Raw genomic sequence first — 22,724 nt, forward strand, 5'->3', positions numbered from 1 at the left:
GTCCTGCGCTTCAGACCGACTCCACCTGCCGGCGAAAACTGAAATAACGGCGCAGCGCATCGACCAGCTCGACGTACTCCATCGGCGGTGATACCAGGCTGAAACCGGAATCGTAGTTGCCCGGATTGACGTCCTCGCGGCACCACTGGCAGGTGGCGGCGAACTCGATCAGTTGCAGCTTGCCGTCGTGCCCGGGGATCTTCAGGCGCATTTCGAAGCGGCCACCCACCAGCATCGGCAGCTGGCTGATCAGGAGCAGCCCATCCAGCGACACGTTGCCCAGGTAACCCATCGGTTTGTCGGTGATGCTGTTGAACACCTTCAGGTAGTAGGGCAGCTGATGGCGCTCGATATGTCGTTGATGACGCATAATGGCGTTTCGCTATGAGATATCGTCCAGTATGACGATGCTGCCCCGGCAGGGCCAGTCCTAACGACAACCTTCCGCCAGTCGTGCGCTAAGCGCCTGACGAGCGGCGTCGATCTGTGCATCGCTGTAGTAAGTCCTTTCACCACTGCTGGCCTGCGAGAAGTACCGCCCGCCATGACTGAGCGAATCCAGGTCATGGCGCCACTTCGCGCACTGCTGGTCCAGCTTGGCCTGCTGCTCCGCTGCCTGGTTCTGGGCGGCGGCGCTTTCATCTCGACGCGCGTCGTAGAAGCGGCGGGTACGCTCTTCGCGCTCGCGGGTCGCCGCATCACGTTCGACGACCTGCGGCTTGACCTCGACGCGTTGCGCCCCCGGCGGTGGTGTTTCGCTGAAGTGCACCTTTCCCTGAGCGTCGGTCCAGCGGTAGATATCCGCCGAAGCCAGCAGGGGGAAACACCAGGCACAAAGCCACAGGGCGCGCATTGCTACCTCCTTGCGTGAAGCATCCATGAGATTAGCCAGCTATCGGCCCGCCTCAAGTCAGCCCACGACCGCCGGTCAGGGCGTCGCCGGGTAGGTGCGCGAGTCGCCGGGCAGGCGGCCGTTGAGCCGTAGCGTTTCCAGCCGCGCCTTGGCCCGGTAAGCATACTCGCTGGTGGGATAGCGGGCGATGATGAACTGGTAGGTCTGCGCCGCATCAACGTAGAACTTCTCGCGCTCCAGGCACTGCCCGCGCAACATGGAGATTTCCGGCTGGATCCACGGCCGCGCGCGGGCCTTGCGCTCGGTTTCCGAGAGTTCCAGCTGTACGCGTTGGCAGTCGCCACTCTTGTAGGCACGGTAGGCGTTGTTCAGGTGATAGTTCATCGACCAGCTGGTGCAGCCGGTAACACTCAGCGCCAGCAGCGCGAGGAAAAGGGTTCGCATGGGCATATCCTCCGTTGGGAAGTGTATCGGCCCGTCTTGGCCGTACTGTAGCCCGCCACTAGACTCACGTGGACCTCGCCCTGGCGCAAAGGAGCTGCCATGCGTTTCGCCCACGCCCTGTCGACTGCCCTGCCGCTTGCCGTGCTGCTGCCCTGGCTCGCCGCCTGCGCTCCCACCACGCCGCTGTTCGTCGCCCAGATCACCACCGGCGAAGTGGCCGAGTACAAGCAACTCAAGAACAAGCGCATGACCGCCGCCGTGGAGGAAGAAGGCGACCTGCTCACCTACAGCGCCCAGGCCATCCGCGATGGCAAGAGCGCGGATGCCGAGAAGCTCTACCTCACCGGCTACGACAACACCCGCTATGGCCCGGAAGTGCGCGCCATCGCGCTGTACCAGATCGGCCTGATCTACATGAGCCGCTACAACGACCAGCGCAACGACCAGAAGGCGCTGGAGTATTTCCAGCGCATCGACCGTGAGTTCCCCGGTACCCAGGCTGCCGAACACGCCGACGCCCGCGAACTGATCATCGGCCAGCGCGCCAAGGACCCAGTGCAGAAGACCGCCAGGCAGCTGCTGGCCGACTGGCAGCCGCAATACAACCTCGACCTGAACAAGCCGACCCTCGATCCGGACATGACCCTTCTGTCGCGCCGCGCCGTGCTCAAGGGCCGGGTGGACGAAGCCGCGCAGCTCTACCTGCTGGGCGCCAACGATCCGGCCATCCCGGCGGATATCCGCGAGAAGGCGCTTTACCAACTGGGCCTGATGTACATGGCGCCAGACAACCCGCACCCGGACCGCGAGAAGGCCATCGCCTATCTGCGCCGCCAGCTCGCCGAGTTCCCCGACGGCGAACTGGCCGACAAGGGCGCCCGCCACCTGGACCGCGCACTGAACCAGACCTCCTCACGCAACTGATCGCAAGACCCGCGCGCCGCTGAGCCACGTCAAGGCGCGTAGCCGGCGGCAGTGTCTACGCTTGCTCTGCAATGAGCGCAGAGCAAGCGAGGACTCCGCCATGAAGCTGCAGCACCTGCTCGTCATCATCGACCCGAGCCGCGAGGACCAGCCCGCGCTCACCCGCGCCCGCTGGATCGCCCAGCGTTGCGGCGCGCGCCTGGAACTGCTGGCCTGCGAGTACAACCCGGCGCTGGACAACGCCTTGCTGCTGGAACGTGGCGACCTCGATACCGCCCAGCGCAACCTGCTGGACGAGCGCCTGGCCTGGCTGCAACAGCTGGCCGCGCCACTGCGCGGGGCCGGCCTCGATGTGCATTGCCAGGTGCGCTGGGGCAAATCCCTGCACCACCAGGTCTTACTCCACTGCGAGCAGAGCACACCGGACCTGGTACTCAAGTCCGCGCACCACCACAACCTGCTCAAGCGCCTGTTCCTCACCAATAACGACTGGCAGCTGATCCGCCATTGCCCGCAGCCGCTGTGGCTGGTGCAGCACGGCGAATGGGCCGGGAAAAACCTGTGTGCCGCCGTCGATCCACTGCATGCCGGCGATGCCCCTGCCGCACTGGACCACCAGCTGATCACGGTGGCCCGAGAACTGGAGCAGCGACTGCAACTGGACGCCCACTATCTGCACGCGTACATGGCCCTGCCGCATACCCTGGCCTTCAATGCGGAACTGCTGGCCAACTACGATAACTACGTACTGCGCACCGAAGCCCATCATCGCGAAGCCTTCGACGCCCTTCTCGCGCATTACCCGCAGATAGACCGCCAACGCACGCTATTGGGCCAGGGCTTTGCCGAGGAAGTGATCCCGGCTTATGTGAAGGATCACGCCATCGACCTGTTGCTGATGGGCGCCGTCGCCCGTGGCCAGCTCGACAATGCGCTGATCGGCCAGACCGCCGAGCGGGTCTTCGAGGAAGTCGAATGTGACCTGCTGGTGATCAGGCCGCCTGAGACAGCGACCTGAAAGAGTCACCTGAAAGAGAGTAAGATGGCACCCTGGCCGCTCCGGACCCGCTTCGGCGGCGGCCTGACCGCTGCTTTCCCCTAGGAGTCCCGCATGTCCCTTCGCCGCACCAAGATCGTCGCCACCCTCGGCCCAGCCAGCAATTCCCCCGAAGTCCTGGAACAGCTGATCCTCGCCGGGCTCGACGTCGCCCGTCTGAACTTCTCCCACGGCACTCCCGACGAACACCGCGCGCGCGCCCAGCTGGTGCGCGACATCGCCGCCAAGCACGGCCGCTTCGTGGCGCTGCTGGGCGACCTGCAGGGTCCGAAGATCCGTATCGCCAAGTTCACCAACAAGCGCATCGAACTGGCAGTCGGCGACACCTTCCGCTTTTCCACCAGCCACCCGCGTACCGAAGGCAACCAGCAAGTGGTCGGCATCGACTACCCGGACCTGGTGAAGGACTGCGGCGTGGGCGACGAACTGCTGCTGGACGACGGTCGCGTGGTCATGGCGGTGAAGGAAGTGAAGGCGGACGAACTGGTCTGCGAAGTGATCATCGGCGGCCCGCTGTCCGACCATAAAGGCATCAACCGCCGTGGCGGCGGCCTCACCGCGCCGGCCCTGACCGAAAAGGACAAGGCCGACATCAAGCTGGCCGCGAGCATGGACCTGGACTACGTCGCCGTGTCCTTCCCGCGTGACGCCAAGGACATGGAATACGCCCGCAGCCTGCTCACCGAAGCCGGCGGCACCGCCTGGCTGGTAGCCAAGATCGAGCGCGCCGAAGCCGTGGCCGACGACGAAGCCCTGGACGGCCTGATCCGCGCCAGCGACGCCGTGATGGTGGCCCGTGGCGACCTCGGCGTGGAAATCGGCGATGCCGAGCTGGTAGGCATCCAGAAGAAGATCATTCTGCACGCGCGCCGCTACAACAAGGCCGTGATCACTGCGACCCAGATGATGGAGTCGATGATCCACAACCCGATGCCGACCCGTGCGGAAGTCTCCGACGTGGCCAACGCCGTGCTCGACTACACCGACGCCGTGATGCTCTCGGCAGAGTCCGCCGCCGGCGAATACCCGGTGGAAGCGGTGAAGGCCATGGCGCGCATCTGCGCCGGCGCCGAGAAGCACCCGACCACCAAGAAGTCCAGCCACCGTATCGGCCAGACCTTCGAGCGCTGCGACGAGAGCATCGCCCTGGCCACCATGTACACCGCCAACCACTTCCCGGGCGTCAAGGCGATCATCTGCCTGACCGAAAGCGGTTACACCCCGTTGATCATGTCGCGCATCCGTTCCTCGGTGCCGATCTTCGCCTACTCCCCGCACCGCGAGACCCAGGCCCGCGTGGCGCTGTTCCGTGGCGTGGAGACCATCCCCTTCGACCCGGCTGCCCTGCCGCCGGAGCGGGTCAGCCAGGAAGCAGTCGACGCGCTGCTGCAACGTGGCGTGGTGACCAAAGGCGACTGGGTGATCCTGACCAAGGGCGACAGCTACACCACCCAGGGCGGCACCAACACCATGAAGGTGCTGCACGTGGGCGACCTGCTGGCCTGATCCTGCTGTAAATGAAAAAGAAAAGGCCGCCCTCAGGCGGCCTTTTCATTTCTGGCGCAAATGCAGAGCCGTACCTGTAGGAGCGAGCTTGCTCGCGAACCATGCCCCGGCAGCAACGGCGTCAAGCGGTTCGCGAGCAAGCTCGCTCCTACCAAGAGCCCCTTCGCCAGATTCCAGCTGGTAGCTCAATTCTTGCTCAAGACTCTTCAAGCCACGTGGCGTCTGGCCTACAGCGATTGCACCAGAGCTTATCCACAGCACCTTCCACACCTTATGTGGGCAACCTGCGGAACATCGTTCAAATACCGCTCAATCTCTTGCAGGCCACGGCTGGCGGGAGGTAGCCGGGTTGCCCCAGAGCTTATCCACAGCGCGTTCCACAGATTGTGTGAGCAACCTGCCTCAGAGGAATTTCGAGAAGTCCGGCTGACGGCGCTGGGTGAAGGCGCTCAGCGCTTCATGGGCTTCCGGCGAATGCAGCCGCTGCACAAAGTGCTGTCCCTCTTCCGCTACGACGCGGCGCAGTTCCTCGATGAAGGGCGCTTTCAGCAGGCGCTTGCTCAACGCCACCGCGGCCGGCGGCAACTGCTGGAAGGCCTGGCAAACCTCACGGGCACGCTCCAGCGCAGCCGCACCGTCTTCCAGCGCCTCATTGGCGATGCCGTAGGCCACGGCCTGCACGCCGGTGAAACCTTCGCCGCGCAGCAACAGGCTGGAAGCCTTCACCGGGCCGACCAGACGCGGCACCAGGAAGCTGGAGCCGAACTCCGGGCACAGGCCCAGGTTGACAAAAGGCATCTTCAGTTTGGCGCCCTTGGCGATGAATACCTGGTCGCAATGCAGCAGCAGCGTGGTGCCGATACCCACGGCCGGGCCGGCGACGGCGGCGACCACCGGCTTGGTGAACTCCATCAGCGCGCGCATGAAACGGAACACCGCGCTGTCCGGGCCGCTCGGCGGCTCCTGGAGGAAGTCGACGATGTCATTGCCGCTGGTGAAGCACTCGGCGTTGCCGGTGATCAGCACCACGCGCACCGAACGATCCTCCTGCGCCGCTTCCAGGGCATCGGCGAGGCCCGCGTACATGGTGCGGGTCAGCGCGTTCATCTTATCCGGACGGTTCAGGCGCAGGGTCAGCAGGCCCTCTTCGCGCTCGATGAGAATCTGTTCGCTCATGGCAATTCCTTGTTCTTATTGAGGGGTGGGGACCGGTTCAGGCGTGAGGCAGGAACCGGTCGGCCAGCGTCTGGCCACGGGGCACGCCGCAGAGATAAAGGCGGCGGGCGAAAGCATCGACGCTGGCGGGATGGCCGCAGAGTAAGGCGAGGGTTCGCCGCGAAACAAGCCGGAGTTGCGCCAAAACCTCGGCCGACTCGGCCGTGGTCATCAGCGTCACGTCCAGCTCCGGATGGCTGGCGGCCAGGGATTGCAGGGGCTCGGCCAGATAGTGGCCAGCGTGGTCATGGGCCTGGTGAATGACGCGGATCGGCCCGCTGTGATGCTGCCGCAGCGCTTCGCGCAGCACCCCCCAGAGCGGCGCCAGGCCAGTGCCAGAAGCCATCAGCAGCAGCGGCCGCCCATGCCATTCCGGGTCGTAGTGCAGCGCGCCGCCACGCAGTTCGCCCAGGCGCAGCCCATCGCCGACCTTCAGGCCACGGGCGAAATCAGCGAAGGCGCCGCGCTCACGGCAGTCGATGTGAAACTCCAGCCAGGGATCGAGCCCCGGTACGCTGGCCAGGGAATAGGGCCGCGCGACGCCTTCGCCACTCCAGAGAATCAGGTGCTGTCCGGGGCCGTAGCGCAGCGGGCGCTGCGGGGTGAGGCGCAGGCGCAGCACGTCCGGCGCCAGCCAATCCAGCTCAGTGACCGTAGCGGGCAGACCATCGCGCAGGGGATCGAAAGCCTCCACCGAAAGGTCCTCGATCACCCGGCACTGGCAGGATAGTCGCCAGCCTGCTTCGTGCCGGGCGCTATCCAGTGCCTCAGGCAAGGCATCCAGCACTTCGCCGCGGATGCAGCGCACCAGGCAGGCATGACAACTGCCGGCCCGGCAGCTGTAGGGCACGGCAATGCCGGCCCCGCGCAAGGCATCGAGCAGGTTGACTCCGGGGCTTACCGAAAAGCGTTGCGATCCGGCCTGTATTTCAGGCACGCGTCCACTCCCATGCGGCATCGCAGCGGTTGCGTCCGCTGCGTTTCGCACGGTAGAGCGCCTGGTCGGCCCGTTGCAAGGCCTCGTCGAGATCATCGTCGGCGTCGAGCAGCGTCATACCCGCCGAGAGGCTGAGCACTTCAATGTTCACCCCCACCGGCTCCGCCGCCGAATAGGCCAGCCGCAGGCGTTCACAGCAGGTGGTCAGGCGATCGGCATCGGCGTTGGGCAGCAGCAGGACGAACTCCTCGCCGCCATAACGCGCCAGCACGTCGCCTTCGCGCAGGCAGGCCCGAGCCACAGCCGCGAAGGTCTGCAGTACACGGTCACCGGCGGCGTGGCCGTGAACGTCGTTGATCCGCTTGAAGTGATCCAGGTCGATCAGCGCCAGGCCGTGGCGCTGGCCATCACGCATTTCTTCCAGCGCACGGCCGGCCAGACGAATGAAGTGCCGGCGATTGAACAGCCCGGTGAGTTCGTCGGTCGCCACCAGGTCCTCCAGCTGGCGCATCATGCCGCGCAGGGTGTCCTGGTGAGCCTGCAGCGCATACCGGCGCTGGCGCATGCGTTGGCGCAGCGACTGCACGTAGCCGGCAAACAGGCTCAGCCAGGTGAGCACGATGAACAGCACCAGCAACTGCAGCACGGCCTGGGCCGGCAGTTGCAGGCGCTGCTGGAAGGCTTCGTGGAGGTTCAGGCCGGCAAAGGCAATGAACGCCAGTGCGGCGCAACGGGCAAATACCCGTGGCTGCAACTGGAACACGCCGAACAGCAGGATCAGCACGTAGAGCACCATCAGCGTGCCGCGTGCAGTATCGACGTTGGCCAGGAACAGGGTATTCCAGACCACTGCCACCAGCACCTGCGGCTCGGTCATGCTCGGGTCGGTGAAACGCTGGTTGCGCCCGCTGAAGAACAGCCAGGCGAACACCAGCTGACTGCCGGCGACCAGCAGCGTGCACGTCAGGGCAAAGCTGACGGGGGCGCGGTAGAACTCGCCGAACACGGCCAACCACAACAACAGAAGCGCCAGCGCATAGGTCCCGAGGGCCATGCCGAATCGCCTGATGAGTAGTTTTTGTAAGGCGTGCTGCTTCAGAGGTGGTTTCAGCGTGCTCATGGGGCTCCGTCCCGTAATGGCACCTGGCCTTCACTCTACTATCAAAGCGCCTCAGTGCCTAGCCGATCGGAATGTGGGCAGCCGTTACCAGGAGCAGAGCCCATCTGGGACCAAGGTCGGATCACTGGCAAGTGCGCGGCAAGCGACCTCAGCGCTATACTATGGCGCCTTTTTTCGCCGCAGCCGTGTCGGCGAACCCCTGATGTAACAGGCTAGAAGCCTGTCTTACCCCGCCTGAAGAGGACCGTGCTCCATGGCCGTGATCAAGCAAGACGACCTGATCCAGAGCGTCGCCGATGCCCTGCAGTTCATCTCCTACTACCACCCGGTTGATTTCATCCAGGCCATGCATGAGGCCTACCTGCGCGAAGAATCGCCGGCTGCCCGGGACTCGATGGCGCAGATCCTGATCAACTCGCGCATGTGCGCCACCGGCCACCGCCCGATCTGCCAGGACACCGGTATCGTCACCGTGTTCGTCCGCGTCGGCATGGACGTGAGCTGGGCCGGCGCCACCATGAGCGTCGACGACATGATCAACGAAGGCGTACGTCGCGCCTACAACCTGCCGGAAAACGTCCTGCGCGCCTCCATCCTGGCCGACCCGGCCGGCGCGCGTAAGAACACCAAGGACAACACCCCGGCGGTGATCCACTACTCCATCGTCCCCGGCAACACCGTGGAAGTGGACGTCGCGGCCAAGGGCGGCGGCTCCGAGAACAAGTCGAAGATGGCCATGCTCAACCCGTCCGACTCCATCGTCGACTGGGTGCTGAAGACCGTTCCGACCATGGGTGCCGGCTGGTGCCCGCCGGGCATGCTCGGCATCGGCATCGGCGGTACCGCCGAGAAAGCCGCGGTGATGGCGAAGGAAGTCCTGATGGACGAAATCGACATCCACGAACTGAAGGCCCGCGGCCCGCAGAACAAGATCGAGGAAATGCGCCTCGAGCTGTTCGAGAAGGTCAACCAGCTGGGCATCGGCGCCCAGGGCCTGGGCGGCCTGACCACCGTGCTCGACGTGAAGATCATGGACTACCCGACCCACGCCGCCTCGCTGCCGGTCTGCATGATCCCCAACTGCGCCGCCACCCGCCACGCGCACTTCGTGCTCGACGGTTCCGGCCCGGCCGAACTGGAAGCGCCGTCCCTGGACGCCTACCCGGAAATCGTCTGGGAAGCCGGCCCGTCCGCGCGCCGCGTCAACCTCGACAGCATCACCCCGGAAGAAGTGCAGAGCTGGAAGCCGGGCGAGACCATCCTGCTCAACGGCAAGATGCTCACCGGCCGCGACGCCGCGCACAAGCGCATGGTCGACATGCTGAACAAGGGCGAAGAGCTGCCGGTGGACCTCAAGGGTCGCTTCATCTACTACGTCGGCCCGGTCGATCCGGTCGGTGACGAAGTGGTTGGCCCGGCTGGCCCGACCACCGCGACCCGCATGGACAAGTTCACCCGCCAGATCCTCGAGCAGACCGGTCTGCTGGGCATGATCGGCAAGTCCGAGCGCGGCCCCATCGCCATCGAAGCGATCAAGGACAACAAGGCCGTCTACCTGATGGCCGTGGGCGGCGCCGCCTACCTGGTCGCCCAGGCGATCAAGAAGTCCAAGGTCCTGGCCTTCGCCGAACTGGGCATGGAAGCGATCTACGAGTTCGAAGTCAAAGACATGCCGGTGACCGTTGCGGTCGACACCAACGGCGAGTCGGTGCACATCACCGGTCCGGCCATCTGGCAGAAGAAGATCGCCGAGAACCTGGCGGTGGAAGTGCAGTAATCACTGCGTGACCGCTCCCTGAAAAAGCCCGGCCCTGTGCCGGGCTTTTTCATGCTCGCTAGACTCAGAGCAAGGTTTCCAGGCTCGACTGGATGGCCTCGGTACGTTCTTCGATCTGCTCGGCCGCTGATGCCGGCTTGAAGTTGATGTTCAGCACACCCGACTCCAGTGCCACTTTGCTGTGGTAATCGCTCGTCGAAGCCTGGCTGGCGTCATAGCGGACAACGACTCGCTTCAGCTTGCCCTGCACTGCCTGCCGCCCCTGGTCATAGGAAGTCAGCATTTCCAGTGCCTCGGCCAACGGTACGAAGTACACGTTGGTCCAATAATCCTCGGCTGCGTAATGAGCGGCCTGCCCCGGCAGGGCGATACTCTCCCAGTCCACTTCGACGGGGACGGCAAAACCGGCGGACTCATGGATGTCGCGCAACTGCTCGATGAAGGCATTCTGCTGATAGGCCACGATGGCCTCACGCTCCGCGGAGTTGGGCTCAGCGATCGATAGCCCGACAATGCCTCCCGCCAGCAGAGCTGAGAGGAGCAATGAGCGGATACTGGATGACATGGGAAACTCCCGGAAACTGGCAACGCAGCAGTCTAGGAAGACCGCGCCAGCTTCCGGGATCGGACTATTCGGCAATCACCGTGCGAGGAAGCTGAATCAGGACGCGCTGCGCGTCACCAGACTCAGCTCCGTCACCTTGTCACGGCGCTGCGCCAGGAAGCGCGTGCAGCTCACCCGCAGGAAGGAAGCGAAGTTCACCACCTCCCCGCGGTAATCCATCACCTCGTCGTAGAGCTTGGTGATCAGCTGGTTGGTGGTCATGCCGTCCACCTCGGCAATCTCGCGCAGGATGTCCCAGAACTGGTTCTCCAGGCGCAGCGTGGTGACCACGCCACGGATACGCAGCGAGCGGGAGCGCGACTCGTAGAGAATCGGGTCGGCCTTGACGTAGAGTTCGCACATGAACGGCTTCTCCAGCTTCGATGTCGGGCCAGTCTACAGGCTGATCTTCGTACCCAGTACCTCGAGGAACTTCGCCAGCCACGCCGGGTGCGCCGGCCAGGCCGGGGCGGTAACCAGGTTGCCATCGACATGGGCCGCGTCCACGGGGATGTCCACGTACTCGCCACCGGCCAGGGTCACTTCCGGGCCGCAGGCCGGATAGGCGCTGCAGGAGCGGCCCTTGAGCACGCCGGCAGCAGCCAGCAGCTGGGCACCGTGGCAAACGGCGGCGATGGGCTTCTTCGCCGCGTCGAAGGCTTTCACCAGCTCGATCACTTTCGTATTCAGGCGCAAGTATTCCGGAGCTCGGCCGCCGGGAATCAGCAGTGCGTCGTAGTCTTCGGCGCGCACATCGGCGAAGTTGGCGTTGAGGGCGAAGTTGTGACCCGGCTTCTCGCTGTAGGTCTGGTCGCCTTCGAAATCGTGGATGGCGGTGCGGATGCTCTGGCCGGCCTTCTTGTCCGGGCAGACCGCATGGACGGTGTGTCCGACCATCAGCAGGGCCTGGAACGGCACCATGGTTTCGTAGTCTTCGGCGTAGTCGCCGACCAGCATCAGGATCTTCTTCGCGGCCATCTGGGCATCCTCCCGGCAGGGCCCGGCCAAGGTGGCCGGGCATGCGGGAGAGCTTAGTCAGTCGCGCGGGCAGCGGGTATTACGCCGCTACTACACGGCCACGCGCTCGAAAGCCGGCGACTCCACCCAGGGCCCTGCACCATTGCAAGTCAAAGTGTCCCGACACAACTCAGGAAGCGCCAGACAAACACATGTTCCGCTACCGGCAGCACAGCTAGAATCGGCAAAAAATCCGCGCCTCACGCGCCCCTCCGGATGGCCCCGCCATGCGTAATCTGCCGCCCTTGACCATGCTCCGCGTTTTCGAAGAAGTGGCCCACCACCGCAGTTTCAATCGTGCGGCCGAGGCCTTGAACGTCACCCAGGGAGCCGTCAGCCGGCAGATCAAGCAACTGGAGGAATACCTCGGAATCAGCCTTTTCCTACGCACCCCCCGTGGCCTGACCCTGACCGAAGCCGGTAGCGCCCTCGCCCCGCACCTTGGCGAGGCCTTCGACCAGATGGAGCGCGCCCTGCAGGCCGTGCGCGTACCGAACCTGCGCCAACGCCTGCGCATCCTCGCACCACCGACCTGGGGTACCCGCTGGCTATCGCCGCGGCTGCGCAGCTTCCTCAAGCGCTATCCGGACATCAGCCTGAGCATCACCAACCAGCAGGGCGACGACAGCGCCGGCGAACTGGATTGCCGCATCCGCTTCGGTCTGGAGCAGGCCACCCACTGCCATAGCGAGCTGCTGGTGATGGAGCGCCACATCGCCGTGGCGAGCCCGGAGCTGTTCGACGGCGAACGACCGCCAGAACTGCATGACCATCCGCTGCTGCACATCCTGCACGAGGGCAAGCGCCTGCGGGTCTGGGAAAACTGGCTCGAAGCAGTTGGCCGCAACGACGTCGATGCCGCCAGCGGAATCGAGTTCAGCACCCTCGACCAGGTCATCCACACAGCTCTGGCCGGGGGCGGTCTTGCAGTGATCGACCGTCAGATGATCGAAAGAGAATTGGCCAATGGCAGCCTCCTGCCCATCACTCCGGTCGAGGTGGTCGGCCCCTACGGCTACTGGCTGGATATCGCCACTGACAAGATGGGACTGTCGAAGGTGGAGCGATTTCAGCACTGGCTGAATGTGGAACGTAACCCATGAGATATCTTTCGCCAGAATAAAAAAGCCAGGTCCTGACTCACGGAATAACCAGGACCTGGCTCAAGGCAGAGGCAGGAGTACGGAGCCCCTCGATCAGCCTCTGCCGCATACCCCGATCGGCGTGCGCCCCATTCTTGACGCGGCGACAGGACCCGGACTACCAGAAGCGTCCTAGAGTCTGCCGCGACATTTCCTGTACTCATCGCCCCCCGCAGCAGCCTCGGAAACTTCCCCTTAACCTCGGAAACCCGGCGTGCCAATGAAGGCGCGCCTGCCATAGATCCCCATCTTCGAGGTACAGATCAATGAAACCAGCAACATCCTGGCTCGCCGGTGCCCTGCTCGCCCTCTCCCTCAGCGCTTGTGCAACGGTGGATGCCAACGACGGCGGGCCCGGCGAGGTGGAAATCCGTACCGGCCGCATCGAGCAAATTACCCTGACGCAGATGCAGACCAACCACGACAGCGGCGTGGGTGCCGTGCTCGGCGGCGTCGGCGGCGCCGCGCTGGGCAGCCTGGTTGGCCGCGGCACGGGCCGGGATGTGGCGATGGTTGCCGGCGCTCTGGGCGGGGCGTTGAGTGGCAACTACGAGGAAAAGAAACACTACGACCAACCCAGGGAAGCCCAGCAGATCATCGTACGCATGCGTAGCGGAGTGCTGGTTTCGGTGACCCAGCCGGTCAACCCCAGCCTCGGTCAGGGTATGGCGGTGTACATCGAGGGGAGTGGCAACGGCGCGCGTGTAGTGCCCCAGAGCTGATAACCAGAGGCGCCTTTCTTCCGAGAGGCGCCTCTGCTGCCAAGTCATCAGGCGCTGGGAAGTTTCGGCTTGTCGATCAACTCGTTGCGCAACACCTCGATGCAGCGAGGAGCGCGAATCGAAAGACGCACCATCACACCCTTCATCGGCGTCCGGGAAAGCGACGTGTAAACGCCATCGACCCGTACCGCCAACCCCTCGCCCCGCACTGCTGCAAGGATTTCCTCATCGCTCACATCGTCGCCACAGAAGATCCGAAGCTCCTCCCCTGGGCGACGTGATAATGCCAAGGCCACTGACCTGTCTCCCGTATCGTATCAACGATTCACAATCGGCCCGAAAAGCAGCGACGCATCAGGGCCCACTTCGCCCCCCACAGCCAGGTACAACGTGTTGAAGGCGTTCAGCGCGGCCAACCGGCTGTTCACTTCCTGTAACTGCCCATCGAAAAGCTTTTCTTCCGACGTAGTGACATCCAGGTAGGTCGAATATCCTCCCTCGTACAAGCGACGCGCCTGCAGCGAGTATGTTTGCAGCGCGGTGACCTGCTGCTCGACCGCAGCCAACTGCGCCGCGGACTCCCGAGTGCCCACCAGCGCATCGTTCACGTCCGCCAGCGCCGATTGCACCGCGCCCTTGTAGGCGAGAACCGACTGCTGATATTCGGACTTCGCCTGGAGCACCTGCCCGGAAATGGCGCCAGCATCGAATACGGTCTGATTCAGCCCCAGGGCCAGGTTCCAGACCTTCGATGCACTCTCGAACAATTGCCCGCTCTCGCCCCGGCTGAAGCCGATCATTCCTGACAGGTTCAGGTCCGGCAGGTACAGCGCCTGTGCCGCGCCGACCATGGCATTGCTGGCGACGACGGCCTGTTCGGCTTGCAGCAGGTCGGGGCGACGCGATAGCAAGGTAGCCGGCAGGACATCCGGAGCCGTCGGGGGACGCAGAGCGGACAGGCGCTCGCTGCGCACGATGGGTCCTGGATTTCGGCCCAGCAGCACCGACAGCGAGTTCTCCGCCGAACTGATCTTCGCTCTCAAGGGCGGAATCGTCGCCTGGGTCGACCAGTAATCGTTCTGCGCCTGGCTGAGTTCGATCTGGCGAATCACCCCTCGGTCATAGCGCTTCTGGAAGATATCCAGGGCCTCCTTGCGCGCCTGCGCCGTCTGCTCCGCAATGGACAGTTGCTCATCCAGTGCCAGCAAGTTGAGGTAGCCCTCGCTGATCGAACTGGCCAGGCTCAGCGCCACGCCACGCTGCGCATACTGCGCACCGAGCAGTTGCGCAGTGGCAGCCTCGCTCTGACGACGCAGCTTGCCCCAGAGGTCGATCTCCCAGCTGGCATTCAGGCCCGCCTGGTACTGATTGCCCACTCCATCGAACCCGGCAAGCGGCGTGTCGACAAACTGATCACTCAGCGCGCGCTTGGCTCCGCCACCTAGCCCCAACTGCGGGAACAGACCCGCTCGCACCGTGCGCAACTGGCCACGGAACTGATCGATGCGCGCGGTGGCGCGCTGCAGGTCGAGGTTCCCCCTCAAGCCCTCGTTCACCAACGAAGTCAGGGTCGGGGAACCGAATTGCCCCCACCAGGGACCGGCGACCTCCGAGAAGGGCTCCGCCAGGTGGGTCCTATACGATGCCGGCAGGCCAACCTCGGGTCTTTGATAGTCAGGCCCTACCATGCAGCCCGACATACTGCTCACGACCAATGCCAACAAGAGTTTCCGGGTGATCATCAGTGGGCCTCCGCGGCAGAGTCGCTGGCTGTACCGTTTACATCAGCAGGCAATTGGGAGGCTCCTCTCTTCTTCGCCCGCCGTTCACCGGCACGCTCGACGAGGAAGGAGAACAGTGGGACGAACAGCAGGGCCAGGCTGGTGGCCGCGAGCATTCCACCAATGATGCCGGTGCCGATGGAGTGACGGGAATTGGACCCGGCACCCGTGGCGATGGCCAGTGGCACTGCGCCAAAGATGAAGGCCAGGGAGGTCATGATGATTGGACGTAGACGTAATTCGACGGCCTTGAGTACCGCGTCCAGGGGCGAGAGCCCCGCTTGACGCTGAAGGATGACGAACTCGACGATCAGGATCGCGTTCTTCGCTGCCAACCCCACCAGGGTGACCAGCCCGATCTGGAAGTACACGTCGTTGGGGATGCCACGCGCCCAGATCGCCACCAGCGCTCCGAAGATGCCGAACGGCACCGCGCTAAGAACGGTCAGCGGCAGCGCCCAGGACTCGTACTGCGCCGCCAGGATCAGGAACACCATGATGATGCCGAAGACAAAGACCAGCACGGTGGTGTTGCCCGACTTGTTCTGCTGGAATGCCTCACCACTCCAGGCGTAGCTGTAGCCTGCCGGAAGCTCTTCCGCGGCAAGCTTTTGCATGGCGGCGATAGCATCGCCGGAGCTATAGCCCGGGGCCGCGTTGCCATTGATCTTGGCGGCGGGGAAGTTGTTGAAGCGAGTCACCAGGCTCGGCCCTGAAGTGAACTCGGTTTTCACCAGTGCGGAGAGCGGGATCATCTGGTCATTCTTCTGCTTGACGTAGAGATACCCCAGGTCAGTCGGAGCACTGCGATACTGAGGAGCCCCCTGAAGAATCACCTGCCATACACGACTACCAAGCACGTACTGACTTACATAAGACGAGCCGAACTGGGTTTGCAGTGCCCCGTAGACATCAGCCATAGGCACCCCGAGCGTTTCCGCCTTGGCATTATCGACTTTCACGAGCATTTGTCGGGTCGACGCCTGGAAAGTACTGATCAACCCCGAAAGCTCCGGATACTTTGCGCTGGCACCAATAAGCTTCCAAATTGCCGCCTGGAGTTCCTTGGCGTCACCGTCACCGCGATTCTCAACCCAGAACTCGAAGCCGCCCTGGGTGCCCAGGCCAGGTATGGAGGGCGGGTTGATCGGGATGATCCGAGCCTCGGGAATCAGCGCCAGCTTCGGGTACAGCGCCTTAACCACCCCCTCTGCCGAAAGAGCCTCACCCGAACGCTGTTCGGATGGATTCAGGTTGACGAACACCGTCCCCATGTTGGTTTCCTGCTGGCTATCGATGAAGCTGTAACCTGCCACCGCGGTCGCGTCATGCACAGCAGGATGCTCACGGAACAGCTTGGCGACCTGCTCGGTCGTTGCTTCGGTTCGATCCAGGCTCGACGAGTCGGGCATGATGACAGCCACCAGCAGATACCCCTGGTCTTCCTCCGGCACGAAACTGGTTGGAATACGCGAGAACAGCACCCCGATGCACACCAGCATGACGGCAAACAATGTCAGTGCGACCAAGCTCCGACGCACGACAACCGACACGACTTTCACGTACCCCTTGGTCAGCTTGTCGAATGCCTGGTTGAACCACTGGAAGCCCTTCCAACGGGTATGCCGACCCGGCTTGAGAATCAAAGATGCCAAGGCCGGCGACAAGCTCAAGGCGACAAAACCGGAGATGGTCACTGAGCAGGCAATGGTCAGGGCAAACTGGCGATACAGCAGCCCCGTGGTTCCGCTAACGAATGCCACCGGTATGAACACCGCGCACAGGACCAGTACGATGGCAATGACCGGACCTGTGACCTCCTCCATTGCTCGCAGCGTGGCGTCACGAGCGTTCAGCTTGAACTGCTCCATGTTCCGTTCGACGTTTTCCACGACTACGATCGCATCGTCCACCACAATGCCGATGGCCAGCACCAAGGCGAACAAGGTCAGCAGGTTGATCGAGAACCCCAGAGCGAGCAGTGCACCAAACGTACCTATCACCGCCACCATCACCGCCGCGACCGGGATCAGCGTACTGCGCACGTTCTGCAGGAAAACAAAGACCACCAGCACCACCAGTACAATGGCGATCAGCAGGGTCATCACCACCTCATGGATCGAGGAACGAACGAACTCTGTGGTATCCAGTGAAACCGCATAGGCAATGCCATCGGGGAATGTCTTCGACATGTCCTCCAGGGCCGCGCGTACGTTGGTCGAAACCTGCAGCGCATTCGAGCCTGACTGTTGATAGACCGCGATCATCGTCGCGGTCTTGCCATTGAGCGCTGACCTCATGCTGTACTGGTTCAGGCCGATCTCGGCCTTCGCCACGTCGCCCAGGCGAACGATGGCGGTGCCGTTGGAGTCGGCACGCAGAATGATGTCCTCGAACTCCTTGGCAGTCTTCATCCGTCCCGGCGTCACCAACGGATAGGTCAGCTCCATCTTGCCGGCCGAGGGTGCCTGGCCGATGTTGCCCGCACCGAATTGTTGGTTCTGTTGGCTGACGGCATTCTGCACATCTGCCGCCGTGATCTTGAGCTCGGCCATCCGGTCCGGCTGCAACCAGATTCGCAACGCCAGGTCCGCGTCGCCCAGGATTTCCGCCTGGTTGGCGCCCTGGATGCGCTTGATCGTATCGAGCACATACAAGTTCGCGTAGTTGCCGACATAACTCTGGTCAAAGCTGTCGTCCGGCGAGTAGACGCCGATGAGCATGAGGAAGCTGCTGGACCGTTTCTCAACATCCACGCCATTCTGCTGAACGGACTGAGGCAACTGCGCCAGTGCCTGGCTGACCCGGTTCTGTACCTGGACCTGCGCGATGTCCGGATCGGTACCGATATCGAAGTACACGTTCAGGGTCATCTGCCCGGTGGGCGAACTGACCGACTGCATGTACAGCATGTTGTCGACCCCGTTTACCTGGGTTTCGATGGGGGCAGCAACGGTGGAAGCGATGGTCTGGGAATCCGCACCCGGGTAGGTTGCGGTCACCGTAATCTGGATCGGCGTGATATCGGGGTATTGCGCCACCGGTAGCGAAAAGATAGAGACGCCGCCGGCGATGATGATGATCAGTGAGAGCACCATTGCGAAGATCGGACGGGTAATGCAGAAACGCGAAAGCATGACGCCCCCCTCACTCTGCCGTGGCTTTGACAGCACCAAAGCTTCCGATCGGCGCATCGCCGGTCACTTTCAACGGCGCTCCGGAAGTTGTCTTGCCTGCACCATCGACAACCACCTGCTCACCACCCTTGAGACCCGACTCGACTCGCCAGAACTCGCCGCTCGGGTCAGCCACCTGGACCGGACGCACTTCGGCCTTGTTGTCTTTCCCAACAACGAACACGAAATCCCCTTTCGGGCCGTGCATGACCGCTCGCTGCGGCAGTTGAATCGCATTGAGGTAATTGGCGCCGGTCAACGTGACCCGCACGAACTGTCCGGGTCGTAGCGCGCTCTCTGCGTTGGCAAAATCCGCGCGAACCATGAAGGTGCCGGTCTGCTGGCTGAAGGTGGTGGAAGCAAAGGTCACGACCCCTGCCTGAGGGTATGTGGTGCCATCAGCCATCAATAGACTGGCTTGCATACGGCCATCCTGAGGCATGCTCATACGACCGCTATCATGCAACGCACGAATGGCCAGGAACTGATCTTCACTGACGCTGAGCACCACACGCATAGGGTTCAGCGTCGATACAGTAGTCAGCAGGCTGTTCTCGGTGTTGACATAGGACCCATCGTTGACTCGTGCGTAATCGCTGACGCCATCCACCGGCGAGCGAACATAGGTGTAGGAGAGGTTCAGCTCCTGTGTTTGCACCTGGGCCTGCGCCGCCTGCATCGATGCCTCGGCTGCCTTGGCGCTGCCGATGGCATCGTCGCGATCCTTCGGGCTCAATGCATTCTCGGCCGCCAACGGCAGTACACGATCCAGGTTGGCCTTTGCGCGCTCGTAGCGCGCCTTCTGTGCCAGGAATTCCGCCTTCGCCGACGCCAGGTCTGCGAGGAAAGGCGCATGATCGATCTCGAACAGCAACTGACCGGCCGTTACTATCGAGCCTTCGGTGTAGTTGCGTTTGATCAGGAATCCACTGACCCGTGCACGAATGTCTACCGCTTGGGGGCTCTGCGTTTGACCAACGAAGGTGAAGCTCGCCGGTAAGGATGTGGGCTTAGTGACTACCGTGGTGACGTCGATCGGAATGGCACTGGCAGGCGCCTTGTTCTCCGGACCACATGCCGTCAGAGATAACGCAACGAACAATGCCGCTGCTGGGTAACGAATATCAGTCAAGCGCATAGCAGATCCCGTGATCGTCGCCGCGTCTGGAACGGAGCCCCCGTCGGCGTCCGGAGGCTCCGTGATCAGATCACTGAGCCGACTTGGTCGCCGCTGCGGCAGTTGCCGGATGAGCGGTAACGATCTGCAGGGTGTCCTCGTAGGTCACGTTGAGCATCTGGCCTGCCTTCAGCTCGCCCATCTTGCTGCGCAGTTTCGGATCGTCGACGGAGACGGTCTTGTTGCTGCCATCGGGGCCTTCGAAGGTGATCTGATGCTTCTTCAGGTTGACGCCAAGAATCTTCAGCTGCACGCGGGCCATGCGGAAAGCGTCGCCGCCCGGATGGGGGTTGCTCGGCGTGGCAATGGCGGCGCCGTCAGCCTCGAAACCGCCTGGAGCCTGAGTTTGCACCTGGGTATCGAGGTCGAAGGCGGTGGAGTGGATGACCAGAGCCCCGATGGCATCACCGGGTTTCAGATGATCCAGGTCCTGGGCGGCATCGGTGACCTGAACGGTGACCGGCTTGCCCGCTGCGTCCGCGACCACGACACGGCGGTCCTTGGCGTCGACGGAAATCACCTTGGTCACGACTTCGTCAGCCTCGACGGCACCGCCCAGAGGAATATCGGCAGCCATCACGGGAGTGGCGAACGCCAGCGCCAGTGCGCTGATCATCGGCAGGGATTTGAGCATATGCATGGTTGAACCCTCCTTGGGCTCGTCGTGGTGAAAGGAGTCAAAATCCGGCTGTGTCACTCGCTGACCCGTGCGGTATCGCTAATGGCGTTGCAGGTATCCGGGTCCAGGCAGTAAGTGATGTACACCGCCTGACGGCCGCAGCCACGGGCACCGATGGTGTATTCGGTGCGGTTGTTCGCGTAGGCGAACTGAACCTGGGTGACCTTGCTTGAGAGGACGGATGCCGTGACATCAGGGCAGTTGAGTTCGAACTTCGCGCGCGAGACGGTGGCATTGATCGCCGCGCTCTGGTTCTGGGCGAGAAATTGTTGATCGGTCATGCAGCCGCCCAGCAGGGCAGAAACCATCAACGCGGCCACTGGGGAAAATATCTTCATGAAGGCGACCTCGGAATGCGGAAGAGCGGCCCAACAAGCGGTGAGCCTGAAGTCAGCGGAATTACTCCGCCAATGGCAGAGAGCGATTGGTCTGGATCAAAGCCAGGGCATCGAGCTGGCTCTCGATCTGCAGGAATCGCAGGGCGCGCACCGGAGAGACCTCCTTCGCCACTCTCGTGACATAGGTCTCCTTGAGCTGCTGACGGCGATCTTCCAGATCAAAGACCCGTTTCTGCAGATCCCGCGCCTGCTCTTCACCCACTGAGCCCCGTTCCAGGCTGCGAACGAAATCCAGACTCAGTGCCAAGGCATCGGTATCGACCTTGTCCGCTTCCGCGCGATAGATGTTGTAGATGCCCCAGAAGGCCTCAGCCTCTGCCGGCGCCAGTTGAATGTTGCGCTCGACAACACGGCGACGGTTGTATTCCACGTCAGAGAGCTGGGTCTTGATCTCCTCCTGATGCCGTTTCATTTCATCGCGGGTCTTCTCACTGACTTCGTCGGCGAATGCGAAAAACGGCAGGCAACCGAATGCCAGGGCAGCAACTGCTGGACGAAAGTGCATAACAACTCCTTATTGAGGACAGATCGCCTGGGGCGCTTGGCTTTTGAAGCCTTGCGCGACAAGCCATTCGAGGCAGGAGTGGTTACCTTAATCGGCATCCGGCACGCTGAAATCGCGGAAAAAACGATACGGACAGACCTTCAGTCAGTTGCGCCAATTTCCTACGGGAACAAGCCCAAAGACTGAGGAACAGCCGGCCGCCCAAAGCCTGCTGGCAACAAAAAAGGGCGTACCGGTTTTCCGGTACGCCCTTCGGAGCTTCCCTGCTCGCGGGTCAGGCCAGGCTTGTGCCCTTGGCCGATTCTTTGCTCACCACTTCACCGGCGTCGCTACGACAGGCATCGGTGAGGGTGAGGTACTTGGTCTCCGGTGCCCAGGCGATGGAGATGATCGCGCCCAGCAGCAGGATGCCGGCGAGAATCGCCATGGTCGGGTTGAGGCCGATACCCGCCACACTGACCGGCAGCAGGAAAGTGCTCAGCGCCGAACCCAGACGGCTGGCCGCCGTGGCCAGGCCGATGCCGCCGGCTCGCACTTCGGTGGGGAAGCTTTCCGCCGGGTAGACGCCGACCAGGTTGCTCACCGCCGACAGCACCAGGGTGAACAGGCCGAAGCACGCCACCATCAGCCAAGCCATGCTGCCCGGTAGCAACACCAGCAGGAACAGCGAAGCGGCTAGGATCAGGAAAGAGTTGATGAGGAAACCGCGGCGCGTGAACTTGATGGTGCACCAGATGCCCAGCAGGGCCCCGACCACCAGCAGCGCGTTGAGCATCATCTCGGTGCCGAAGCCTTCGGCCAGCCCCATCTTCTGCAGGATCGACGGCAGGAAGGTGTAGATGGCGAAGTACGGCATGACGATGCAGATGAAGAACAGACAGTTGAATGCGGTGCGCTTGCGGTACTCGCGACTGAACAGCGCGCTGTAGCCGGCGTGCTTGCGGGTGACGACCTCCTCGTCGATTTCCACGTTGGCGCCCAGGTGCTTGTGCACGATGGCACGGGCTTCCTCGACGCGGCCCTTGTGGATCAACCAGCGCGGCGACTCGGGCGTGCCGATGCGGGCGATCAGGATCATCGCGGCGGGGATCGCCGAGGAGGCCAGCATCCAGCGCCACGCATCATCGCCCAGCGGCAGCAGCGCGGTACCGACAAAGGTGGCGGCAACATAGCCGAAGGTCCAGATCACGCTGAACGAGCCCAGCAACACGCCTCGGTGCTTGCGCGGGGAGAACTCGGCGAGCATGGCGTGGCCGACGCTGAAGTCACCGCCCAGGCCGATACCGATCAGCACCCGGCAGAGGAACAGCTGCATCGCGGACTCAACGTAGAACTGCATCACCGAGGCGATGGTGATCAGCACGAAGCTGATGAGGAAGATTTTCTGCCGGCCGAGGTGGTCGGAGATCCAGCCGAAGAACAGGCTGCCGAAGAACAGCCCGAGCAGCGCGGAGCTGCCGATCAGGCCCTGCCAGAAAGGCGTCAGCGCCATCTGCGGGTTGATCAGGGTGAAGGCAATACCGATGAGGCCAAGGATGTAGCCATCGGTGAAGTGGGCGCCGAAGGTGAGGCCGGCGATCTTGATGTGGAACCTGCCGATGGGCAGGTCATCGATTTTGACTGGTTGACCCGACATGATCGTCTCCGATTTTTTGTTATTGGAAACACAGCGAGGTTGAGCCGCCGCGCC

General features: G+C 62.9%; 23 protein-coding genes. 6 read left to right on the forward strand and 17 right to left on the reverse strand.

Annotated elements, in window-relative coordinates; translation table 11 throughout:
* Window positions 1–10: 10 nt before the first annotated feature.
* The 3 genes from FAS41_RS11350 to FAS41_RS11360 all read right to left on the reverse strand — a co-directional run bounded on the left by FAS41_RS11350 (window position 11) and on the right by FAS41_RS11360 (window position 1,297).
* Window positions 11–370 carry a PilZ domain-containing protein gene (locus FAS41_RS11350; protein ID WP_138522220.1) on the reverse strand — a complete coding sequence of 120 codons (360 nt, stop codon included), beginning with the start codon at window positions 368–370 and terminating at the stop codon, window positions 11–13.
* A gap of 60 nt (window positions 371–430) precedes the next feature.
* Window positions 431–853 (reverse strand): DUF4124 domain-containing protein, encoded by a 423-nt coding sequence (locus FAS41_RS11355; protein ID WP_138522222.1) that lies wholly within the window; start codon window positions 851–853, stop codon window positions 431–433.
* Window positions 854–928: 75 nt separating this feature from the next.
* A complete protein-coding gene (locus FAS41_RS11360; protein ID WP_024762630.1) occupies window positions 929–1,297 on the reverse strand; it encodes a lipoprotein in 369 nt (122 codons plus the stop codon).
* Window positions 1,298–1,396: 99 nt separating this feature from the next.
* On the opposite strand from FAS41_RS11360, the gene FAS41_RS11365 reads away from it, so the two are divergent.
* The 3 genes from FAS41_RS11365 to pyk all read left to right on the forward strand — a co-directional run bounded on the left by FAS41_RS11365 (window position 1,397) and on the right by pyk (window position 4,784).
* Window positions 1,397–2,221: an outer membrane protein assembly factor BamD gene (locus FAS41_RS11365; RefSeq protein ID WP_138522224.1), complete on the forward strand. Its 825-nt coding sequence runs from the start codon at window positions 1,397–1,399 to the stop codon at window positions 2,219–2,221.
* 100 nt (window positions 2,222–2,321) lie between these two features.
* Window positions 2,322–3,239, forward strand: coding sequence for a universal stress protein (locus FAS41_RS11370; protein WP_138522226.1), 918 nt, complete (start codon window positions 2,322–2,324; stop codon window positions 3,237–3,239).
* 93 nt (window positions 3,240–3,332) lie between these two features.
* Complete coding sequence (gene pyk, locus FAS41_RS11375) at window positions 3,333–4,784, forward strand: pyruvate kinase (protein ID WP_138522228.1); 1,452 nt, start codon at window positions 3,333–3,335, stop codon at window positions 4,782–4,784.
* Between the two features lie 402 nt (window positions 4,785–5,186).
* Here pyk and FAS41_RS11380 read toward each other — a convergent pair whose 3' ends face one another.
* Genes FAS41_RS11380 through FAS41_RS11390 form a run of 3 tightly spaced genes read right to left on the reverse strand, consistent with a single transcriptional unit; the run spans window position 5,187 to window position 8,056 of the window.
* Window positions 5,187–5,960 (reverse strand): enoyl-CoA hydratase-related protein, encoded by a 774-nt coding sequence (locus FAS41_RS11380; protein WP_138522230.1) that lies wholly within the window; start codon window positions 5,958–5,960, stop codon window positions 5,187–5,189.
* A gap of 37 nt (window positions 5,961–5,997) precedes the next feature.
* Complete coding sequence (locus tag FAS41_RS11385) at window positions 5,998–6,936, reverse strand: iron-sulfur-binding ferredoxin reductase (protein WP_138522232.1); 939 nt, start codon at window positions 6,934–6,936, stop codon at window positions 5,998–6,000.
* On the reverse strand, window positions 6,929–8,056 hold the full coding sequence (locus tag FAS41_RS11390) for a GGDEF domain-containing protein (RefSeq protein ID WP_138522234.1): 1,128 nt from the start codon (window positions 8,054–8,056) through the stop codon (window positions 6,929–6,931). Before FAS41_RS11390 ends, FAS41_RS11385 begins: the two co-directional genes overlap by 8 nt.
* 253 nt (window positions 8,057–8,309) lie before the next feature.
* On the opposite strand from FAS41_RS11390, the gene FAS41_RS11395 reads away from it, so the two are divergent.
* A complete protein-coding gene (locus FAS41_RS11395) occupies window positions 8,310–9,833 on the forward strand; it encodes a fumarate hydratase (RefSeq protein WP_054908611.1) in 1,524 nt (507 codons plus the stop codon).
* Window positions 9,834–9,897: 64 nt separating this feature from the next.
* Here FAS41_RS11395 and FAS41_RS11400 read toward each other — a convergent pair whose 3' ends face one another.
* The 3 genes from FAS41_RS11400 to FAS41_RS11410 form a co-directional block, all read right to left on the reverse strand.
* Window positions 9,898–10,398 (reverse strand): hypothetical protein, encoded by a 501-nt coding sequence (locus tag FAS41_RS11400; RefSeq protein WP_138522236.1) that lies wholly within the window; start codon window positions 10,396–10,398, stop codon window positions 9,898–9,900.
* Between the two features lie 96 nt (window positions 10,399–10,494).
* On the reverse strand, window positions 10,495–10,800 hold the full coding sequence (locus FAS41_RS11405) for a ribbon-helix-helix domain-containing protein (protein WP_138522238.1): 306 nt from the start codon (window positions 10,798–10,800) through the stop codon (window positions 10,495–10,497).
* Window positions 10,801–10,833: 33 nt separating this feature from the next.
* On the reverse strand, window positions 10,834–11,415 hold the full coding sequence (locus FAS41_RS11410) for a DJ-1/PfpI family protein (protein WP_138522240.1): 582 nt from the start codon (window positions 11,413–11,415) through the stop codon (window positions 10,834–10,836).
* A gap of 266 nt (window positions 11,416–11,681) precedes the next feature.
* On the opposite strand from FAS41_RS11410, the gene FAS41_RS11415 reads away from it, so the two are divergent.
* The gene (locus tag FAS41_RS11415; RefSeq protein ID WP_138522242.1) at window positions 11,682–12,557 is read left to right on the forward strand and encodes a LysR substrate-binding domain-containing protein; all 876 of its coding nucleotides are present in this window, start codon (window positions 11,682–11,684) and stop codon (window positions 12,555–12,557) included.
* Window positions 12,558–12,862: 305 nt separating this feature from the next.
* Window positions 12,863–13,318, forward strand: coding sequence for a glycine zipper 2TM domain-containing protein (locus FAS41_RS11420; RefSeq protein WP_138522244.1), 456 nt, complete (start codon window positions 12,863–12,865; stop codon window positions 13,316–13,318).
* 47 nt (window positions 13,319–13,365) lie between these two features.
* Here the strand turns inward: FAS41_RS11420 and FAS41_RS11425 are convergent, their stop codons facing one another.
* The 8 genes from FAS41_RS11425 to FAS41_RS11460 form a co-directional block, all read right to left on the reverse strand.
* Window positions 13,366–13,554, reverse strand: coding sequence for a hypothetical protein (locus tag FAS41_RS11425; RefSeq protein WP_138522246.1), 189 nt, complete (start codon window positions 13,552–13,554; stop codon window positions 13,366–13,368).
* Between the two features lie 81 nt (window positions 13,555–13,635).
* Entirely contained in the window at window positions 13,636–15,060 is a 1,425-nt protein-coding gene (locus tag FAS41_RS11430; RefSeq protein WP_138522248.1) for an efflux transporter outer membrane subunit, read from the reverse strand.
* Window positions 15,060–18,236, reverse strand: a complete 3,177-nt coding sequence (locus tag FAS41_RS11435; RefSeq protein WP_138522250.1) for an efflux RND transporter permease subunit — start codon at window positions 18,234–18,236, stop codon at window positions 15,060–15,062. Before FAS41_RS11435 ends, FAS41_RS11430 begins: the two co-directional genes overlap by 1 nt.
* A 10-nt stretch (window positions 18,237–18,246) precedes the next feature.
* Window positions 18,247–19,413 (reverse strand): efflux RND transporter periplasmic adaptor subunit, encoded by a 1,167-nt coding sequence (locus tag FAS41_RS11440; RefSeq protein WP_138522252.1) that lies wholly within the window; start codon window positions 19,411–19,413, stop codon window positions 18,247–18,249.
* A 70-nt stretch (window positions 19,414–19,483) separates the two neighbouring features.
* Window positions 19,484–20,092, reverse strand: coding sequence for a hypothetical protein (locus FAS41_RS11445; protein ID WP_246084862.1), 609 nt, complete (start codon window positions 20,090–20,092; stop codon window positions 19,484–19,486).
* Window positions 20,093–20,145: 53 nt separating this feature from the next.
* The gene (locus FAS41_RS11450; protein ID WP_138522254.1) at window positions 20,146–20,469 is read right to left on the reverse strand and encodes a hypothetical protein; all 324 of its coding nucleotides are present in this window, start codon (window positions 20,467–20,469) and stop codon (window positions 20,146–20,148) included.
* A gap of 61 nt (window positions 20,470–20,530) precedes the next feature.
* A complete protein-coding gene (locus FAS41_RS11455) occupies window positions 20,531–21,034 on the reverse strand; it encodes a transcriptional regulator (protein ID WP_138522256.1) in 504 nt (167 codons plus the stop codon).
* Window positions 21,035–21,308: 274 nt separating this feature from the next.
* Window positions 21,309–22,670 (reverse strand): MFS transporter, encoded by a 1,362-nt coding sequence (locus FAS41_RS11460; RefSeq protein WP_138522258.1) that lies wholly within the window; start codon window positions 22,668–22,670, stop codon window positions 21,309–21,311.
* Between the last annotated feature and the right edge of the window lie 54 nt (window positions 22,671–22,724).

Origin of the sequence: Pseudomonas nicosulfuronedens (assembly GCF_005877905.1) — a bacterium.
GTDB classification, from domain to species: Bacteria; Pseudomonadota; Gammaproteobacteria; order Pseudomonadales; family Pseudomonadaceae; genus Pseudomonas; species Pseudomonas nicosulfuronedens.

Bases quoted from the DNA above. Each gene is read 5' to 3' on its own strand.
- FAS41_RS11405 (WP_138522238.1), bottom strand. From the start codon at position 10,800: ATGTGCGAACTCTACGTCAAGGCCGACCCGATTCTCTACGAGTCGCGC.
- FAS41_RS11410 (WP_138522240.1), bottom strand. From the start codon at position 11,415: ATGGCCGCGAAGAAGATCCTGATGCTGGTCGGCGACTACGCCGAAGAC.
- FAS41_RS11390 (WP_138522234.1), bottom strand. From the start codon at position 8,056: ATGAGCACGCTGAAACCACCTCTGAAGCAGCACGCCTTACAAAAACTA.
- FAS41_RS11440 (WP_138522252.1), bottom strand. From the start codon at position 19,413: ATGCGCTTGACTGATATTCGTTACCCAGCAGCGGCATTGTTCGTTGCG.
- FAS41_RS11420 (WP_138522244.1), top strand. From the start codon at position 12,863: ATGAAACCAGCAACATCCTGGCTCGCCGGTGCCCTGCTCGCCCTCTCC.
- FAS41_RS11365 (WP_138522224.1), top strand. From the start codon at position 1,397: ATGCGTTTCGCCCACGCCCTGTCGACTGCCCTGCCGCTTGCCGTGCTG.
- FAS41_RS11460 (WP_138522258.1), bottom strand. From the start codon at position 22,670: ATGTCGGGTCAACCAGTCAAAATCGATGACCTGCCCATCGGCAGGTTC.
- FAS41_RS11435 (WP_138522250.1), bottom strand. From the start codon at position 18,236: ATGCTTTCGCGTTTCTGCATTACCCGTCCGATCTTCGCAATGGTGCTC.
- FAS41_RS11370 (WP_138522226.1), top strand. From the start codon at position 2,322: ATGAAGCTGCAGCACCTGCTCGTCATCATCGACCCGAGCCGCGAGGAC.
- FAS41_RS11395 (WP_054908611.1), top strand. From the start codon at position 8,310: ATGGCCGTGATCAAGCAAGACGACCTGATCCAGAGCGTCGCCGATGCC.
- FAS41_RS11445 (WP_246084862.1), bottom strand. From the start codon at position 20,092: ATGCATATGCTCAAATCCCTGCCGATGATCAGCGCACTGGCGCTGGCG.
- FAS41_RS11430 (WP_138522248.1), bottom strand. From the start codon at position 15,060: ATGATCACCCGGAAACTCTTGTTGGCATTGGTCGTGAGCAGTATGTCG.
- pyk (WP_138522228.1), top strand. From the start codon at position 3,333: ATGTCCCTTCGCCGCACCAAGATCGTCGCCACCCTCGGCCCAGCCAGC.
- FAS41_RS11355 (WP_138522222.1), bottom strand. From the start codon at position 853: ATGCGCGCCCTGTGGCTTTGTGCCTGGTGTTTCCCCCTGCTGGCTTCG.
- FAS41_RS11450 (WP_138522254.1), bottom strand. From the start codon at position 20,469: ATGAAGATATTTTCCCCAGTGGCCGCGTTGATGGTTTCTGCCCTGCTG.
- FAS41_RS11380 (WP_138522230.1), bottom strand. From the start codon at position 5,960: ATGAGCGAACAGATTCTCATCGAGCGCGAAGAGGGCCTGCTGACCCTG.
- FAS41_RS11350 (WP_138522220.1), bottom strand. From the start codon at position 370: ATGCGTCATCAACGACATATCGAGCGCCATCAGCTGCCCTACTACCTG.
- FAS41_RS11360 (WP_024762630.1), bottom strand. From the start codon at position 1,297: ATGCGAACCCTTTTCCTCGCGCTGCTGGCGCTGAGTGTTACCGGCTGC.
- FAS41_RS11455 (WP_138522256.1), bottom strand. From the start codon at position 21,034: ATGCACTTTCGTCCAGCAGTTGCTGCCCTGGCATTCGGTTGCCTGCCG.
- FAS41_RS11400 (WP_138522236.1), bottom strand. From the start codon at position 10,398: ATGTCATCCAGTATCCGCTCATTGCTCCTCTCAGCTCTGCTGGCGGGA.
- FAS41_RS11415 (WP_138522242.1), top strand. From the start codon at position 11,682: ATGCGTAATCTGCCGCCCTTGACCATGCTCCGCGTTTTCGAAGAAGTG.